This window comes from Mariniluteicoccus endophyticus (assembly GCF_054780035.1).
This window is the reverse complement of the sequence record NZ_BAAGXC010000031.1, coordinates 1-13,750: the sequence shown is the minus strand read 5'-3', so window position 1 is coordinate 13,750 and position 13,750 is coordinate 1. Positions and strand designations below refer to the sequence as shown.

Genomic DNA, 13,750 nt, shown 5'->3' with positions numbered 1-13,750 from the left:
GACCAGCGAGGAGACACCATGAGAACGACCCATCCCGCCGACTCCCACGATCTCATCCGGGTGATCGGTGCGCGCGAGAACAACCTGAAGGACGTGTCGGTCGACATTCCCAAGCGCCGGTTGACGGTGTTCACCGGCGTCTCCGGCTCGGGCAAGAGCTCGCTGGTGTTCCACACCATCGCGGCCGACTCCCAGCGCCTGATCAACGAGACCTACTCGGCGTTCGTGCAGGGCTTCATGCCGAATCTGGGCCGCCCGGAGGTCGACCGCCTGGAGGGCCTGACGACGGCGATCATCGTCGACCAGGAGCCGATGGGCGCCAACCCGCGCTCGACCGTCGGCACGGCGACCGACGCCAACGCGATGCTGCGTCTGCTGTTCAGCCGCCTGGGCGACCCGCAGATCGGCCCGTCGAACGCGTTCTCGTTCAACGTCCCGACGGTCTCCGGCGGTGGGGCGATGACGGTCCAGAAGGGCGACAAGACGATCTCGGAGAAGCGCACGTTCCAGGTCAACGGCGGCATGTGCGCCCGCTGCGAGGGCATGGGCCATGTCACCGAGCTCGACCACGACGAGCTGTTCGACCGCGAGAAGTCGCTCGAGGAGGGCCCGTTCAAGGTGCCCGGATACTCGATGGACGGCTGGTACGGCCGCATCTTCAAGGGGTCCGGCTTCTTCGACGTCGACAAGCCGATCAAGGACTACACCTTGCGCGAGCTGCACGACCTGCTGTGGAAGGAGCCCGTCAAGCTGAAGGTCGACGGCATCAACCTCACCTACGAGGGCCTGATCCCGAAGCTGCAGAAGTCGATCCTGTCGAAGGACAAGGACGCGATGCAGCCCCACATCCGCGCGTTCGTCGACCGTGCGGTGACGTTCCAGACGTGTCCCGACTGCGACGGCACGCGCCTCAACGAGACGGCGCGGTCGGTGAAGGTACGCGGCATCTCGATCGCCGACGCCTGCCGCATGCAGGTCTCCGACCTGGCCGAGTGGGTACGCGGCATCGACGACGCGTCGGTACGCCCGCTGCTGGCCTCGCTGTCGCACACGCTCGACTCGTTCGTGAACATCGGTCTGGGCTACCTGTCGCTCGACCGGCCGGCGGGCACGCTGTCGGGTGGTGAGGCGCAGCGTACGAAGATGATCCGCCACCTCGGCTCGTCGCTGACCGACGTGACGTACGTGTTCGACGAGCCGTCAGCGGGCCTGCACCCGCACGACATCCAGCGGATGAACCAGCTGCTGCTGGAGCTGCGCGACAAGGGCAACACCGTGCTGGTCGTCGAGCACAAGCCCGAGATGATCGCCATCGCCGACCACGTCGTCGACATCGGTCCCGGCGCGGGCACGGCGGGCGGCGAGATCTGCTTCGAGGGCACGGTCGAGGGCCTGCGGTCCTCCGGCACGGTGACCGGCCGCCACCTGGACGACCGCGTCCACGTGAAGGAGACGGTGCGTACGCCGACCGGCAGGCTCGAGATCCGCGGGGCGAAGACCCACAACCTGCAGGACGTCGACGTGGACGTGCCCACGGGCGTGCTCGTCGCGGTGACGGGCGTGGCCGGCTCGGGCAAGAGCTCGCTGATCCACGCGAACCTGCCCTCCGACGACATCATCACCGTCGACCAGACGGCGATCAAGGGGTCGCGCCGGTCCAACCCCGCGACCTACACGGGGCTGCTTGAGCCGATCCGCAAGTCGTTCGCGAAGGCGAACGGGGTGAAGCCGGCGCTGTTCTCGGCGAACTCCGAGGGCGCGTGCCCGGTGTGCAACGGAAATGGCGTGATCTACACCGACCTGGCGATGATGTCGGGCGTGACGACGCCGTGCGAGGCGTGCGAGGGCAAGCGGTTCATGCCGGAGGTCCTCGAATACCGGCTGGGTGACAAGAACATCGCCGAGGTGCTGGCGCTGCCGGTCACCGAGGCGCTCGCGTACTTCAGCTCCGGCGACGCGAAGACGCCGGCCGCGGCGAAGATCCTGGAGCGCATGAACGACGTAGGCCTGGGCTACCTGCGGCTGGGCCAGCCGCTGACCACGCTGTCCGGCGGTGAGCGCCAGCGCATCAAGCTGGCCACGCAGATGGCGAGCAAGGGCGGGATCTACGTGCTCGACGAGCCGACGACTGGCCTGCACCTCGCCGACGTCGAGGGCCTGCTCGGCCTGTTCGACCGGATGGTCGACGACGGCCGCACCGTCATCGTCATCGAGCACCACCAAGCCGTCATGGCGCATGCCGACTGGATCATCGACCTCGGCCCGGGCGCCGGTCACGAGGGTGGTCGCGTGGTGTTCGAGGGTACGCCGGCCGATCTCGTCGCCGGGAAGGAGACGCTGACCGGCCAGCACCTGGCCGAGTACGTCGGCGCCTGAGTCAGCCGTAGCGTTCCGCGAACGCCGCCAGCAGCAGTCCCGCCTTCGCGACGTCGGCGGCGTTCGCCTCGGCGATGAGCCGCTCGAGCTCGTCGGGCTCGAAGTAGCCGTGGTCGCGGTACGCCCGCAGGCGCTCGGCCAGTGCGACGGCGTCGAGCTCGGGGTGGAACTGCGTCGCGTACAGGTTCGTGCGGATGCGGAACATCTGCACCGGGCACCGCTCACCGGTGGCCAGCAGCACCGCGTGGGGCGGCAGCGTACGCACGGCCTCCTTGTGGCCGACGAACGCGTCGAACCGCGACGGCAGGTGCGCGCACAGCGGGTCGCGCACGCCTTCGTCGGTGAGCATGATCGTCACCGCGCCGGGTGCCTCGCCGTACGTGCGGTCGATGACCGCGTCCTGGTGGGCGCCGAGCGTGCCCACGCCGTAGCAGGCACCGAAGAACGGCAGGTCACGGCGGACGACCTCGTCGAGCATCCGGCCCAGGTCGCGCTCGACGCGCTGCTGCAGCGGTGACTTCTCCGAATCGGACGCGTTGAACGGGCTGCCGCCGACCACGATCCCGGCGTACGCGTCGAGGTCGACGTCGAGCGGCTCCTGCTCCAGCCGTACGCGGTGCAGCCGCGCGGCGGGCACGCCCATGAAACGCACGAACGATTCGTGCTCGGCATCGGCGATGTCGTCGTCGGCGCGGGTGCCGACCAGCAGGAACGGGCGGGACATGCCGCCCATCATCCCGCCTCGGGACAGGTGATGCCGCCAGGCATCCGGCGGTGGACGCTCACGGGGCCGCGGCGCCCCGGACGACGATCCCCACGAGCTCGTCCAGTCCGGCCACGGCGGCCGCGGGGTCCTTGCGTCCCTCGCGAACGCGGTTCAGCTCGACCAGCGTGCCCGACACGATGAGCCGGGCGGCGGCGTCGGCGCGGGCCGAGGGCACGCCGTCGGCGGCGATGACGCGGGCGATCTTGCCCTCGAGCTCATCGAGGATCGACAGCACCTCGGCGCGGTGCGGCCCGGGCGCCCCGAAGATCAGCTCGCGGGCGACCCACGTCGCGACCTCCCGACGTTCCAGGGACACGTCGACGACCGGTCGCACGAGTGCACGGATGTCCTGCTCGGTGTCGCCGGACGGCTCGCGCGTACGCGCGTTCGCGGCTGACTGCCGCCAGTAGTCGGCGGAGACCATCATCAACAGCTCGGGTTTGGTGGCGGCGTACTGGAACACCGTGCCCGCCGCGACGTCTGCCGCCTTCGCCACGTCGGCCATGGTCATGGCCGCGTACCCCTTCTCGGCGATCAGGCGCCGCGCGGCGGCGAGGATCTTGGCGCGCTTCTCCGCTTTGGCGCGCTCGCGTCGTCCAAGGGGTTGCTGAGTGATCACCAAAGGATTGTATCCGACTCGATTTCGAGTACACTCAATATTGAGCCAACTCAAAGGAGTCAAAATGTACTACAGCTCAGGCAACTACGAGGCCCTCGCACGTCCCCGTCCCGTTGACGGTGCCGCCGACAAGCACGCGTACTTCGTGGGAGCCGGACTGGCCTCCATGTCGTCGGCGGTGTTCATGATCCGCGACGCCGGCGTGCCCGGCGAGAACATCACCATCCTCGACAAGCTCAAGCTGGCCGGAGGCGCGCTGGACGGCATCAAGGAGCCCGAGCGCGGCTTCGTCATCCGCGGCGGCCGTGAGATGGAGGACCACTTCGAGTGCCTGTGGGACTGCTTCAGCACGATCCCCTCGCTCGAGATCGAGGGCGCGTCCGTCCTCGACGAGTTCTACTGGCTCAACAAGGACGACCCGAACTACTCGCTGCAGCGCGCCACCGTCAACCGTGGCCAGGACGCCCACACCGACGGGAAGTTCGATCTGACGCCCAAGGCCCAGAAGGAGCTCACCAAGGTTTTCCTCGCGACCCGCGAGGAGATGGAGGGCAAGCGCATCGACGAGGTCCTCGGCCGCGACTTCCTCGACTCGAACTTCTGGCTCTACTGGCGCACGATGTTCGCCTTCGAGGAGTGGCACTCGGCCCTGGAGTTCAAGCTCTACCTCCACCGCTTCGTCCACCACATCGGCGGCCTGCCAGACTTCAGCGCGCTGAAGTTCACCAAATACAACCAGTACGAGTCGCTCGTCCTGCCCATGACCCGCTGGCTGATGGACCAGGGCGTCACCTTCCAGTTCGAGACCGAGGTCACCGACGTCGACTTCGAGTTCGCCGGCGACACCAAGCGCGCCACCCGCTTCCACTGGACCCACCGCGGCGAGGAGGGCGCCACCGACCTTGGCCGCGACGACCTCCTGCTCATGACCATCGGATCGCTCGTCGACAACTCCGACAACGGCGACCACCACACCCCCGCGAAGCTCGACCGCGGCCCCGCGTCCGCCTGGGACCTGTGGAAGCGCATCGCCCGCAAGGACCCGTCGTTCGGCCACCCCGAAGTGTTCTGCTCGTCGATCGACGAGACCAAGTGGGAGTCGGCCACCGTCACCACCCTCGACGAGCGCATCCCCGAATACATCCGCAAGATCGCCAAGCGCGACCCGTTCAGCGGCCGCGTCGTCACCGGCGGCATCGTCACCGCCCGCGACTCGAGCTGGCTGCTCAGCTGGACCGTCAACCGCCAGCCCCACTTCAAGCAGCAGCCCGCCGACCAGATCGTGGTCTGGGTGTACGCGCTGTTCTCCGACACCCCCGGCGACTACGTCAAGAAGTCCATCCAGGAGTGCACCGGCGAGGAGATCACCCAGGAGTGGCTCTACCACATGGGTGTCCCCGTCGAGGACATCCCCGAGCTCGCCGCGACCGGTGCGAAGTGCGTGCCCGTGATGATGCCGTACGTCACGTCGTTCTTCATGCCGCGCAAGGCCGGCGACCGCCCCGACGTCGTCCCGCCGGGCGCCCAGAACTTCGCGTTCATCGGCCAGTTCGCCGAAACCAGCCGCGACTGCATCTTCACGACCGAGTACTCGGTGCGCACCGGCATGGAGGCGGCCTACACGCTGCTCGACGTCGAGCGCGGCGTCCCGGAGGTCTTCAACTCGACCTACGACGTACGCACCCTGCTGGAGGCGTCGGCCCGCTTGCGTGACGGCGAGCCCGTGCACGTGCCCGGACCGGCCGCCCTGCGCCGCCGCGTCCTCGACCGCCTCGACGACAACCAGATCGGGAAGCTCGTCCGCTCCGCGGGCCTGCTCTGACCCCCACGCGCGACGCCCGGCCGGTCCACGGCCGGGCGTCGTCACCTATCCTCGGCACGATGGAGCCCCTGCTCGAGCACACCTACGCCCACGACGTCCCCGCGCTGTCGCTGCGCTGGGAGGCCGCCGACTGGCCCTCCCCCGAGGCGGTCGTCGTCAACGACGACCTCGCCGATGAGCTGGGCCTCGACCCCGACTGGCTGCGCTCGCACGCCGGGGTCGCCTTCCTGACCGGCCACGGCGAGCACGCCGAGGGCTTCGCCCAGGCGTACGCCGGCCACCAGTTCGGCCACTACTCGCCGCGGCTGGGCGACGGGCGCGCGCTGCTGCTCGGCGAGCTCGTGGACCCCCACGGTCGCCGCCACGACCTGCACCTGAAGGGATCGGGGCGTACGCTGTTCTCCCGCGGCGGCGACGGGCTGGCCGCGCTGGGCCCCATGCTGCGGGAACACCTCGTCGGTGAGGCCATGCACGCGCTGGGCATCCCGACGACACGCGCGCTGGCCGTGGTCACGACCGGCGCGTCCGTCGCGCGCGAGACGTTGCTCCCCGGGGCGGTGCTGTGCCGGGTCGCGTCGAGCCACCTGCGGGTCGGGACCTTCCAGTACGCGGCCGCCGCCGGCGACCGCGCGGTGCTGCAGGCCTTGGCCGACCACGCCATCGCGCGGCACCACCCGCATGCCGCGGACGCCGACGTGCCCGCGCTGGCCCTGCTCGACGAGGTCGCGCGGGCCCAGGCCGAGCTCGTCGCACGCTGGATGGGCGTCGGCTTCGTCCACGGCGTGATGAACACCGACAACACGACCATCTCGGGCGAGTCGATCGACTTCGGTCCGTGTGCGTTCATGGACGCGTTCGACCCGGCCACGGTGTTCTCGTCGATCGACCACCAGGGCCGCTACGCGTACGCCAACCAGCCGCTGATCGCCCAGTGGAACCTCGCCAGGCTGGCCGAGGCGCTCCTCCCGCTCGTGGCAGACGACCCGCAGGACGCGGTCGAGCCGGCGACAGAGGTCCTACACCGGTTCGGCGGCTGCTACGAAGAGGCGTACGCGCGGGTGCTGACCGCGAAGCTCGGCCTGCGTACGCCCGACCCCGACCTGAACCGCGACCTGCTGGAACTCCTGACCGCCGAGCGCGTGGACCACACGCGGTTCTTCCGCGCCCTGGGCGACGGCGACGCCGCCACCATGGTCATCGACTGGCCCCGGTTCGAGGCCTGGGAGCAGCGCTGGCTCGCGCAGGCCCCCGACCGTGCGGCGATGGCTGCGACCAACCCGGCCGTCATCCCCCGCAACCACCTTGTCGAGGAGGCGCTGTCCGCCGCTACCGCGGGCGATATCGCACCGTACAAGCGGCTGCTGACCGCTTGCACCGAGCCGTTCGCGGCCCGGCCGGGCGACGAGGACCTCCTCGAGCCCGGCGAGGGCGCACACGTGACCTACTGCGGCACGTGACCAACGGTCGCCTAGCGTGGAGGACATGAATCGCTCGATCCGCGCGCTGGCAGGCATCGCCGCCGCTGTGGCCCTCGCGGGCTGCACCACCCCGGCGTCCCCGGCCCCGACGAGCCCCACGACCGCCAGCCCAGTCGCGACGACCCCTACCAGCCCCCAGGAGCCCCCCGTGGCACCGTCCCCGATCCCCGCCGAGCTCGTCGGCACCTGGCGCTCCACAGGCACCACGGGCCCCCGCACCCTCGTCGAGGGCAGCGCCGTGACGCTCAACATCCGCCCCGAGGCCGACCAGTTCGGGCTGCGCACCGGCTGCAACACCCACACCGGCCAGCTGGGGGTCACCGGCGACCAGCTACGCACCGGCCGGCTCGGCTCGACCCGCACGGCGTGCGAGCCGAAGCTGATGGAGCAGGAGGCGTGGGTGCTCGACCTGTTCACGAAGGGCTCGACCTGGCAGCTGGTCGATGGCGGCATCACGCTAGAGGTCAGGGGCGGCGACCAGACCATCCGCTTCGGGCAGATCCCCCAGAAGAGCTGAGGGCCGATCAGCGACCCTCCGGGGCCCGCCCGGCGGGCTGGCGAGGCGTCGGCAGCAGCGGTTCCGGCCGCTGCAGCGGCACCTGCGTCCGGCGCCCGGGTTCGAGAGTGACGGGTTCGCCGTCGACGAGCACGTCGAGGGCGCTGCCGGCCTCGTGCGGCAGCGACAGGGTCGCGCCGTCGGGGGTGATCGCGACGACGACGAGGTGGTCGCGCCAGGCCAGCCGAAACTCCAGGCGCGTCAGCCCGCTCGGCAGCCGCGGCGCGAGCTGCAGCCGCCCCTCGGCGCCGCCGCGCTCGCGTACGCCGCCGAACCCGTTGACCATCGCCAGCCAAGCCCCCGCCAGCGAGGCGATGTGGAGGCCCTGATCGGTGTTGCCCTGCAGGTCCTGCAGGTCGACCAGTGCGGCCTCCCGCCAGTACGCGGTCGCGAGGTCGAGGTGCCCCGCGCGGGCGCAGACGACCGCCTGAACACCCGACGACAGCGACGAGTCACGGACGGTGCGCGCCTCGTAATAGTCGAGGTCGCGGGCGATCTGTTCGGCGGTGAACGCGTCCTCGCACCACCACAGCGCCTGCACGAGGTCGGCCTGCTTGACGACTTGGTGGCGGTAGATCGTGAAGTAGTGGGCGTTCTCCTGGATCTTCTGGTTCAGCTCGTCGAAGTCCCACTCGGCGAAGGCGGTGAAGCCGGTGCAGGCGGGGTGGACGCCCAGATGGTCGTCGAAGGGGACGTGCACGTGCGCGGCGGCCCGCTGCCACAGCTCCACCTCGTCGTCGGTGACGCCGAGCCGCTGCGCATCGGCCGGTGAGGCGGTCACGGCGTCGGCGGCCGCGCGGAGGTTGCGGGCGGCCATGAGGTTGGTGAAGACGTTGTCGTCGACCGCGCCGGTGTATTCGTCGGGGCCGGTCATCCCGAACAGGTGCCAGCGGTCGGCGACGTCGAACCGGCCCAGGGAGGCCCACAGGCGCGCGGTCTCGACGAGCACGTCGAACCCGCCGACCTCGGCAGAGTCGTGGCCGGTGATGGCGGCGTACAAGTCGTAGGCGCGGGAGATGTCGGCGTTGAGGTGCATGGCGGCCGTGCTGGCCGGCCAGTACGCCGACACCTCGGTCCCGCTGATGGTGCGCCACGCGAACACCGCCCCCTCGACCTGGAGCGTCTTCGCACGTTCCCGCGCCTGGGGCAGGGTCCCCGACCGCCAGCTCAGCAGGCGTGCGGCGGCGCTGGGATCGAGGTAGGACAGCGCCGGCAGGGCGAACCCCTCGATGTCCCAGAACGTGTGGCCGGAGTAGCCGGACCCGGTCAGGCCCTTCGCGCCGAGGGGGGCGTCGTCGAGGCAGACCGACGCCTGCCACAGGTGGAAGATGCTGAACCGGACACCCAGCGCCAGGCGGTCGTCGCCCTCGATGACGACGCCGGCACGTTCCCACAGGTCGTCGAGGGCGGTGCGCTGGCGGCCGACGAGCTCGTCCCAGCCGAGGTCGTACGCGTCCGCGGCCGCCGCCCTGGCGTGTTCGAGGATCTCGTCTGCCTCGCCGTCGCGGGCCACCGCATAACCCAGCACCTTGACGACCTCGAGCGCGCCGCCGTCGAGCAGGTCGGCGGTGAAGGTGGTCACGACCTCGTCGGGGGCGACGCGGGTCTCGGTGTGCACGTCGGATCCGTCGGACCGGTGGCGCACGGCCGCCCCGACGGTGAACCGGCGACGGCGGCTGCGGTGCACGAATGCACCCCCGTCGGGGTCGTCCCGGTGCGCGAGGGCCTCGAACGGCGCCCGCAACGCCTCCTCGACGCGCGGGTCGCCGTTGTCGACGACGGACGTGACGGCGTTGGCGACGAGCTGGGAGCGTACGCCGACGCGCACGGCCGCCTCGGTCTCGACCCGCCAGCGGATGGCGGCGACACCGGGCAGGGCCGCGGAGACGAGCCGCTCGGTGTGGAGCGTCACCGTGGCCGCGGGCAGCCGCCAGGTCGTGGTGCGGCGCAGCACGCCGTCGCGCAGGTCGAGGACGCGCTCGTGGTCGGACGGCTCGATCTCGACGGTGTCCAGAGGGACGCCGTCGACGAGCAGACGGATCGCCGAGCCGTCGGCCACGGGGATCATGGCCTCACCCGTCTCGGGATGACCGAACCCGCCCTCGGGGTAGGACAGCGGATGGGTCTCGTGGACCCCTGCCAGGAAGGTGCCGCGGCACTCCTCGTCGGCGGCCTCGTCCAAGGAGCCGCGGATGCCGAGGTGGCCGTTGGCGACGGTCAGCGCCGACGCGGCTGCGGCCGCACCGCCGCCCAGGTCGGACTCGCGTACCTGCCAGGGGTCGACGTCTCGGTTCATCGCCCAAGTTTATCGACTTTTCAACCACTGCCCGCAGCCGCCCGCCCGGGCGGTGGTCAGTGGGCCGCGGCGTGGTCCTTCTTCTTGAACGGCAGCACGTGCATGATCGCCACGGCGATGCCGCCGATGACGAGGCCCACGACGGCGGAGCACAGCGTGTTGACCAGCCAGCCCAGGAAGCCGCCGACGCCGGCGACGTGATGAGCGGGCGCCTCGAGGTGGTGGACGAGGTCGTAGGGGGCCTTGAGCCCGAGTTTGTACGCGCCGTCGAGCAGGATGTGGCCGCCGACCCACAGCATCGCCGCGATGCCGACCGTCGAGAGGATCGACAGGACGACCGGCATGGCCTTCACCAGACTGCGGCCGATGCGCTGGGAGCCCTCGTTGTCACGCTTGGCCATGTGGAGGCCGACGTCGTCCATCTTCACGATGAGGGCGACCACGCCATAGACGAGCAGGGTGATGAGGAGGGCCACGGCGACCAGGACGATCGTCTTGTCGACCAGTGGCATCGTGGCACCGCCGGAGACGTTCACGGTGTTGAGGGAGATCACCATGATCTCTGCCGAGAGGATGAAGTCGGTGGTGATGGCGCCCTTGACCATCTTCTTCTCCATCTCGGGGTCGGCGGTGGCGGGCACCGGTGCCACCGCCTCGCTGGCCGCATCGTCCTTGCGGTGGAACAACGCCTCATAGAGCTTCTCGGCGCCCTCGTACGACAGGTAGAGGCCGCCCAGCATCAGCAGCGGCGTGAGCACGAACGGCAGGAAGTGGTCGAGCAGGAGCAGCAGGACGATGAGGATGGCCTTGTTGACCAGCGACCCCCGCGCGATCTTCCAGATGATCGGCAGCTCACGCGCCGGGGAGAACCCCCGCACGTACTGGGGCGTCACCGCGGCGTCGTCGACGACCACGCCGACCGCCTTGGTGCCAGCCGCGCTGGCCATCTTGGCGATGACCGCCACGTCGTCGAGCAGGGCAGCAAGTCCACCGGCCACGGCACACTCCAGTTTCTCGGCGGTAGAAGGGGATTTCTGTGAGGCAGACCTTATCAGCCGTGGTTGCGCTGCTCCTCGAGCGCGAACACGGGCATCCTGTGTCCCGCCCGGCGGGCGTACTCGTCGAAGGCGGGCCAGACACGCAGCACCGCGTTCACCGAGAAGAGGATCGATGCACGGTCCCCGGTGGCCCTCCGCAGCCGCTGGTCGAGCCCGACGATCAGCGGGCCGCCCTGACGATCCAGGGCTGACACCCGACGAGCTGGGCCACGGGGGTCAGGAGGTTCGGCACCCGCCCAGCTCAGGGACCGCGGCGTCGTACGCCGAATGCGTGCGATGCTGGTGGGGCCATGCCCACACTCAGCCTCCGCCACGCCCTCCACGTCTCGGTCGTGGTTCTCGTCGTGCTCGGGGTCGTGCGCGCCTGGCAGGACGCCGCGCTCCCCCACGGCACGACGCGGGCCTGGGTGGCCACGGTGCTCGCGGTGGCTCTGGTCCTCGGCTATGTCGCCGGCCAGCTCCTCGAGCCGCGTGCGACGGCCCGCATGAGGCTCGTCTGGGTGTCGACCCTCGTGGCTTGCTGGGTCGCCGGCTCGGCGATGACCGAGGGGTTCCTGTGGGTCGCGTTCCCGTTGTTCTTCCTCGTCTTGTCGGTGGTCCCCGGCCGCTGGGGCGTCGCCGCCGTCGGATCGATGGTGGTCTGGTCGGTGGTGGCGGCGCTGGTGCGGGCGCGCCTCGACGGGGCGGCGCGCGGCCTGCCCGTCGGCATGTGGCTCGGCCCCCTGCTGGGTGCGCTGTCGGCGGTCGGCGCGTACGCGGTGTTCGGTCAGCTGCGCCGCGACGCCGAGCGCAACCGCGCCCTCGTGGCGGAGCTACGCGCCGCCCAGGACGAGCTCGCTGCGGCCGAGCGGGCTCGCGGCGTGCTCGCCGAGCGGGAGCGTCTCGCGCGGGAGATCCACGACACGATCGCCCAGGGCCTGGGCTCGATCGTGCTGCTGGCCCGCACCGCCCGCACGACCGACGACGTGGCCGGGGCTCTTGCGGGGATCGAGGCGACCGCGCGGGAGAACCTGGTCGACGCCCGCCGGCTCGTCCGTGATCTGGGGACGGGGAACCCGTCGCTCACCGATGCCCTGCAGCGGCTCGTCACCGACACCGCCGTACGCCAGGACGCGCTCCACCGCCCGCTGGAGGTGTCGCTCCGAGTCGACGGCCCGGCCCGGCACCTCGACGAACGCCGCATCACCGCCCTCCACCGAGGAGCCCAGGCCTCGATCGCCAACGTCGTCCAGCACGCGGGCGCGTCGCGCTGCGTCCTGTCGCTCACCTGGTGGCCCGCCCACGTGACGCTCGACATTGCCGATGACGGTCGAGGGTTCGACACGTCGGCGCCTGCGGGGACGGACAGCTTTGGGTTGACGGGTCTCCGCCGACGGCTCGCCGAGGTCGGGGGCACCATGGAGGTCGACAGCAGTCCGGGAGAGGGCACCACGGTGAGCCTGTCCGTCCCGCTCGAGGAGGAACGATGAGCGTACGCGTGGTTCTGGTCGACGACCATCCGGTAGTGCGGGAGGGCCTTCGTACGCTCTTGGACGCCGACGAACGGCTGTCCGTGGTCGGGGAGGCCGCCTCCGCCCACGAGGCCGAGGTCGTCGTGGGCTCGCTCACTCGCGCGGGCCGGACGCCTGACGTGGTTTTGATGGATCTGCAGCTCGGTGACGGCCCGTCCGGCGTCGAGGCCACCCGTTCGCTCACGTCGGCCCACCCGGACGTACGCGTCGTGGTGCTCACCACGTTCGACTCCGAAGCGGACATCTTCGGCGCCCTCGACGCCGGCGCCACGGGCTATCTGCTGAAGGACGCCCCCACGTCCGACTTGGTGTCGGCGGTTCTGGACGCCGCCCGGGGCCGGACAGCGCTCTCCCCCGAGGTCTCGCTCCGCGTGGTGGACCGGCTACGCCATGGCGACGGCGGGCTCACGGCTCGCGAGTCCGAGATCCTCCAGCTGCTGGCGACAGGTCTGTCCAACAGGGAGATCGCTCGCTCGCTGTTCCTGTCCGAGTCGACGGTGAAGGGACACCTCGTCGGTCTCTACGACAAGCTCGGCGTCGACAACCGCACCGCGGCCACCGCGGAGGCCAAGCGTCGTCGACTCATCCGCTGATCCGCGTACTCTTGGCCACATGGCAGAGGTACGCAAGCACAAGCCCGGCTCGAACCCCATCATGGAGGCCATCACCAAGGCCATGGGCGAGCCCGTACGCCCCGTCGCCCCCGGTGACAAGCCGAAGGCCGCCAAGCCGGCGGCGAACACCCCCCGCGTCGACATCTTCACCGCACCCACGACCGGGTTCACGGTCCCTGCGCCGAAGAAGGCCGCGGACGAGGACTGACGAGACGAAGGACGGGGTACGCCACTAGTCCCCCGACCACGTACGCGGCCAGGTCCCACACCACGAACGTCGTGCCCAGCAAGAGCCTGGCCGGCGGGAACGCCGCGGCCGCGCGTGCGGCGAGACCCGCGTACTGGAGGGCCTCGATGCACCAGCTCACCACCACGCCGACGACCGCGGGTACGCCGGCCCCCCACCCAGGACGCACGAGCGCGACGGCCAGGGCCACGGCCACCGTGTAGAGGATGCTGCCCGTCACGTCCCCGACGAGGCCGGGCAGAGCCCGCCCGGCCAGCCCGAGAACGATGGCACAGAACAGGGCCCGGACGAGACGCGCACGCATGTGCCGAACCTAGCCGCACCCTCAAAACATGTGGGTATGCAAAAACACCCGTGAGGGCCAACCAGGGTTGGCCCTCACGGGTTCTGTGTGTTTGTCCGGCGAC

The 13,750-nt window shown here is 70.4% G+C and carries 13 protein-coding genes; 7 read left to right on the top strand and 6 right to left on the bottom strand.

Going from position 1 to position 13,750, the window contains the following annotated elements; all coding sequences use genetic code 11:
- Positions 1-18: 18 nt before the first annotated feature.
- Entirely contained in the window at positions 19-2,376 is a 2,358-nt protein-coding gene (locus ACYVGD_RS14435) for an ATP-binding cassette domain-containing protein (RefSeq protein ID WP_460744478.1), read from the top strand.
- Between the two features lies 1 nt (position 2,377).
- On the opposite strand, the gene ACYVGD_RS14430 is transcribed toward ACYVGD_RS14435, so the two are convergent.
- Positions 2,378-3,100, bottom strand: a complete 723-nt coding sequence (locus ACYVGD_RS14430; RefSeq protein WP_460744477.1) for a glutamine amidotransferase — start codon at positions 3,098-3,100, stop codon at positions 2,378-2,380.
- Positions 3,101-3,158: 58 nt separating this feature from the next.
- Positions 3,159-3,761: a TetR/AcrR family transcriptional regulator gene (locus ACYVGD_RS14425; protein ID WP_460744476.1), complete on the bottom strand. Its 603-nt coding sequence runs from the start codon at positions 3,759-3,761 to the stop codon at positions 3,159-3,161.
- A gap of 64 nt (positions 3,762-3,825) precedes the next feature.
- Here ACYVGD_RS14425 and ACYVGD_RS14420 point away from each other — a divergent pair, with 64 nt between their 5' ends.
- From ACYVGD_RS14420 to ACYVGD_RS14410, 3 genes are read left to right on the top strand one after another with little or no spacing between them, the layout of a single operon-like run.
- On the top strand, positions 3,826-5,583 hold the full coding sequence (locus ACYVGD_RS14420; protein WP_460744475.1) for an oleate hydratase: 1,758 nt from the start codon (positions 3,826-3,828) through the stop codon (positions 5,581-5,583).
- Positions 5,584-5,642: 59 nt separating this feature from the next.
- Complete coding sequence (locus ACYVGD_RS14415; RefSeq protein WP_460744474.1) at positions 5,643-7,040, top strand: protein adenylyltransferase SelO; 1,398 nt, start codon at positions 5,643-5,645, stop codon at positions 7,038-7,040.
- Positions 7,041-7,065: 25 nt separating this feature from the next.
- Positions 7,066-7,578 carry an META domain-containing protein gene (locus ACYVGD_RS14410; protein WP_460744473.1) on the top strand — a complete coding sequence of 171 codons (513 nt, stop codon included), beginning with the start codon at positions 7,066-7,068 and terminating at the stop codon, positions 7,576-7,578.
- Positions 7,579-7,585: 7 nt separating this feature from the next.
- On the opposite strand, the gene ACYVGD_RS14405 is transcribed toward ACYVGD_RS14410, so the two are convergent.
- Genes ACYVGD_RS14405 through ACYVGD_RS14395 form a run of 3 tightly spaced genes read right to left on the bottom strand, consistent with a single transcriptional unit; the run spans position 7,586 to position 11,165 of the window.
- The gene (locus ACYVGD_RS14405; protein ID WP_460744472.1) at positions 7,586-9,913 is read right to left on the bottom strand and encodes a glycoside hydrolase family 65 protein; all 2,328 of its coding nucleotides are present in this window, start codon (positions 9,911-9,913) and stop codon (positions 7,586-7,588) included.
- Positions 9,914-9,969: 56 nt separating this feature from the next.
- Entirely contained in the window at positions 9,970-10,911 is a 942-nt protein-coding gene (locus ACYVGD_RS14400; protein WP_460744471.1) for a DUF808 domain-containing protein, read from the bottom strand.
- Between the two features lie 53 nt (positions 10,912-10,964).
- Entirely contained in the window at positions 10,965-11,165 is a 201-nt protein-coding gene (locus tag ACYVGD_RS14395) for a hypothetical protein (RefSeq protein ID WP_460744470.1), read from the bottom strand.
- A 96-nt stretch (positions 11,166-11,261) separates the two neighbouring features.
- Here ACYVGD_RS14395 and ACYVGD_RS14390 point away from each other — a divergent pair, with 96 nt between their 5' ends.
- The 3 genes from ACYVGD_RS14390 to ACYVGD_RS14380 are packed head-to-tail and all read left to right on the top strand — an operon-like array spanning position 11,262 to position 13,304.
- Entirely contained in the window at positions 11,262-12,440 is a 1,179-nt protein-coding gene (locus ACYVGD_RS14390; protein ID WP_460744469.1) for a sensor histidine kinase, read from the top strand.
- Entirely contained in the window at positions 12,437-13,075 is a 639-nt protein-coding gene (locus tag ACYVGD_RS14385) for a response regulator (RefSeq protein WP_460744468.1), read from the top strand. Before ACYVGD_RS14390 ends, ACYVGD_RS14385 begins: the two co-directional genes overlap by 4 nt.
- A 19-nt stretch (positions 13,076-13,094) precedes the next feature.
- Positions 13,095-13,304 carry a hypothetical protein gene (locus tag ACYVGD_RS14380; RefSeq protein WP_460744467.1) on the top strand — a complete coding sequence of 70 codons (210 nt, stop codon included), beginning with the start codon at positions 13,095-13,097 and terminating at the stop codon, positions 13,302-13,304.
- Here ACYVGD_RS14380 and ACYVGD_RS14375 read toward each other — a convergent pair.
- The gene (locus ACYVGD_RS14375; RefSeq protein WP_460744466.1) at positions 13,264-13,647 is read right to left on the bottom strand and encodes a DUF2809 domain-containing protein; all 384 of its coding nucleotides are present in this window, start codon (positions 13,645-13,647) and stop codon (positions 13,264-13,266) included. The genes ACYVGD_RS14380 and ACYVGD_RS14375 overlap by 41 nt on opposite strands.
- Between the last annotated feature and the right edge of the window lie 103 nt (positions 13,648-13,750).

Bases quoted from the DNA above. Each gene is read 5' to 3' on its own strand.
- ACYVGD_RS14435 (WP_460744478.1), top strand. From the start codon at position 19: ATGAGAACGACCCATCCCGCCGACTCCCACGATCTCATCCGGGTGATC.
- ACYVGD_RS14430 (WP_460744477.1), bottom strand. From the start codon at position 3,100: ATGTCCCGCCCGTTCCTGCTGGTCGGCACCCGCGCCGACGACGACATC.
- ACYVGD_RS14420 (WP_460744475.1), top strand. From the start codon at position 3,826: ATGTACTACAGCTCAGGCAACTACGAGGCCCTCGCACGTCCCCGTCCC.
- ACYVGD_RS14415 (WP_460744474.1), top strand. From the start codon at position 5,643: ATGGAGCCCCTGCTCGAGCACACCTACGCCCACGACGTCCCCGCGCTG.
- ACYVGD_RS14410 (WP_460744473.1), top strand. From the start codon at position 7,066: ATGAATCGCTCGATCCGCGCGCTGGCAGGCATCGCCGCCGCTGTGGCC.
- ACYVGD_RS14405 (WP_460744472.1), bottom strand. From the start codon at position 9,913: ATGAACCGAGACGTCGACCCCTGGCAGGTACGCGAGTCCGACCTGGGC.
- ACYVGD_RS14390 (WP_460744469.1), top strand. From the start codon at position 11,262: ATGCCCACACTCAGCCTCCGCCACGCCCTCCACGTCTCGGTCGTGGTT.
- ACYVGD_RS14385 (WP_460744468.1), top strand. From the start codon at position 12,437: ATGAGCGTACGCGTGGTTCTGGTCGACGACCATCCGGTAGTGCGGGAG.
- ACYVGD_RS14380 (WP_460744467.1), top strand. From the start codon at position 13,095: ATGGCAGAGGTACGCAAGCACAAGCCCGGCTCGAACCCCATCATGGAG.
- ACYVGD_RS14375 (WP_460744466.1), bottom strand. From the start codon at position 13,647: ATGCGTGCGCGTCTCGTCCGGGCCCTGTTCTGTGCCATCGTTCTCGGG.